The organism is Nonomuraea bangladeshensis, from assembly GCF_039529455.1.
In the GTDB taxonomy this organism is placed as follows: Bacteria; Actinomycetota; Actinomycetes; order Streptosporangiales; family Streptosporangiaceae; genus Nonomuraea; species Nonomuraea bangladeshensis.
In genome coordinates, this window is sequence record NZ_BAAAMV010000042.1 from 1 (window position 1) to 868 (window position 868).

Consider the following 868-nt stretch of genomic DNA (forward strand, 5'->3'; position numbering starts at 1 on the left):
TGGTCCAGCGGTCCATGACCGCTGGACCACCGCGGCGGCCGGCTTCCTGCGGCATGGCCTTCACCTGCTGCTGCCCGGGCGACCTGAGCGGTGGAGCGGGCCGGGCTTCACGGACCTGCCGTTCACGCCCGCGGTGGCCGAGCAGATCCGTAGCCGGGTCGTCGACCCGGTACACGCCTGCGCCGTGGCGGCGCTTTTGGTGACCAGCCTGCCGCCTGCCCTGCTGGGCTTCATGTGGCTGTCCAACCTGGCGCCAGATGCCGCCACGCTGAGCAGCTATCTGCCGTTCCGGATTGATTATCCCGTTCCGGAGTGAGGCCGGGACCTGTTCGTCGCCGCGCGTGCCTACGCTGCCGGCTGCCAGCCCGGCGATGGCCCTCTGCTGAGCCGTGGCATTGGGCGGGCCGGCCAGATCCTGGCCGGCACTGCCCGGCAATGTGGGCTGCGGCTCCGACCGGCCATGCTCGAACCTGGCCCAGAGGGGTGGCACGTGCGGGCCCGCTGCTGGACAAAAGGGCCACCGCTGGCGTGAGCCGACGGTTCCGAGGCGCTGGCCGTCCTACCGGCCGCCGGTGGAGGTCCTGACCTGCTGCCGACGCTGTAGCGCTTACCGGGGTAGCTGGCCGGCGGCACCTCGTGAAGCGCTACGACCGGGACAGCTCGCGGGCCGATGCCGGGCCTGGTGCCGGTCCTTGTCATGGTGCGGCGGGAGGGCGCTGGTCAGTGGATGTTTCGGCCAGCAGGGGCGTGACGGTGGGGGTGCGGAGGCGTTCGACGGCGTCGCGGGCTTCTTCGTCGGGGCGTACGTCGTAGCTGAGGGTGGTGCTGGGGCTGGCGTGGCCGGCCAGGCGGGCGGTCATGATCGCGT

The 868-nt window shown here is 71.9% G+C and carries 1 protein-coding gene; it reads left to right on the top strand.

Features of this window, described 5'->3' with window-relative positions:
• Nucleotides 1-316 (top strand): hypothetical protein (locus tag ABD292_RS48845; protein WP_344220346.1); only part of this gene is annotated, 316 nt, incomplete at its 5' end.
• Nucleotides 317-868 lie beyond the last annotated feature (552 nt).